At 33.1% G+C, this 1,655-nt stretch carries 1 protein-coding gene and 1 pseudogene; one reads left to right on the top strand and one right to left on the bottom strand.

Going from position 1 to position 1,655, the window contains the following annotated elements; translation table 11 throughout:
* Positions 1-431 precede the first annotated feature (431 nt).
* Positions 432-958: pseudogene (locus RH915_RS10730) on the bottom strand (IS30 family transposase); the annotation flags it as partial.
* A 202-nt stretch (positions 959-1,160) separates the two neighbouring features.
* Between RH915_RS10730 and RH915_RS10725 the strand changes: the two are divergent.
* Positions 1,161-1,655 (top strand): hypothetical protein (locus RH915_RS10725; protein WP_331618396.1); only part of this gene is annotated, 495 nt, incomplete at its 3' end.

Genomic DNA, 1,655 nt, shown 5'->3' with positions numbered 1-1,655 from the left:
CTAACCGATTAGTCATTCGATGATAGCGAGGAAGAAAATCATATTCCTCATAAAAACGTTTACCACAGGAGCATACACAACGCCTTTTCTTAAGAACCAGGTAAACGTGTTTAAATTGAAGGGTAAGTTTTTGATGGTTGTTCTCGATAATCATGAATTTTAGATGTTTTAGCTTTACAGCGAGGACAAGTATGTTCACGAGGCTTTGTTTTTCAAAAGATTTTTACAAAAGCATCACCATGAGAAATTTTAGTTACTATTACCTCTTTTAAATTTAATAGATTATTGATAAAATTAGAGTGGAATTTATTGATAAACCACCTTTGAATTTGGTTTGAGCAACTAGATTCTAGCAGGTATTTTCAATAAGTGCATTATTTTTTGAATTAAAAAATGCTGGAGTATTAACCACCCCAACATTTATTATAGAACCTGCTTTTACTACGACTTGAGACTACACTATCAAGTTCCCCATGACCAAATGATTCTCGTTTTCTAACTTCTTTTGCCAGATTCTTGATAGAGGTCCCTATGTTAAATCGTCCTCTTGTTTCTCGGGGTTTCTGACGCTTTCCTTTGTGACGAAGAACTTTTAAATCTTGGTTTATTAATAATCCTTGATAAATCCAACGATAAACCGTTTTAAAGCTTAGAGAACCTTGAAATAATCGACCTACGATTTGTTCTGGTGACCAAGTAAGTTTGAACTTTTCATTAATAATGTCAGCTAAATCTGGAGACTATTTACCAATACGACCACAATTAAATCTACGTTCATTATAGCAATCTTGTGCCTTTTCAGATGTAGAACATCCTTTTTGTGAATTGCGTTTTAATCCCTTGAGATAGTAGATGGTAGCCGGTCTAATTTTTTAGCGATAGCACGAATGGAATTTCCTTGTTCGTAAAAGGTTTCTATACGCGCTCTTTCAAATGTGATAAGATGTTCGTAGCTCATAATAGACCTACGTGTATGTCTTGGTGTGGTTACTTACATTTTACACGAAGCTGTTATGGGCTGCTTTACTTTAGCCATATTTTTTTGGTGTTGCACTTAATATTACAATTCATCATGTAAAATAAAGTAGATATATATATATTAAAGCTATTTTCTTTGGTATAATGTTATAATATAACTAGGAAAAAGGGGGAAATTTAATATGATTAAAAAAAATGTTATTAGACGCCCTACTTACATAGCACTTATGATTATGACTAATATTATTTTTTCAATTTTCATTAATGTAAATGCATCTGCAGAAGGAATAACTACCAGTGCACTACCAACAGAGTTAGAAAGTCTAGTAATAGAAGGAAATGGCATAGAAAGAAGCGTACAAAGGATAAAGGCAACAGGAAGTAGTACAAATGGTGTATTGTATCAATTTTGGGTGAATGATTTAAGTGAAAATAGATGGAGAATGGTAAGAGATTATGGGGAATCAGGTATATTTGATTGGACGCCAAAAAAAGCAGGAAACTATCGATATGGTGTACATATAAAGGATAAAGAAAGTGAAGAAAGATTAGATAGCCATAGGTACGAAGATATTGAGATCAAACCACTACCAACAGAATTAGAAAGTCTAGTAATAGAAGGAAATGGCATAGAAAGAAGCGTACAAAGGATAAAGGCAACAGGAAGTAGTACAAAT

It is taken from the genome of Serpentinicella sp. ANB-PHB4 (assembly GCF_031432315.1).
Taxonomy (GTDB): Bacteria; Bacillota; Clostridia; order Peptostreptococcales; family Natronincolaceae; genus Serpentinicella.
Note: the sequence above shows the minus strand (reverse complement) of the source record. Positions and strands in the feature narration are given on the sequence as shown.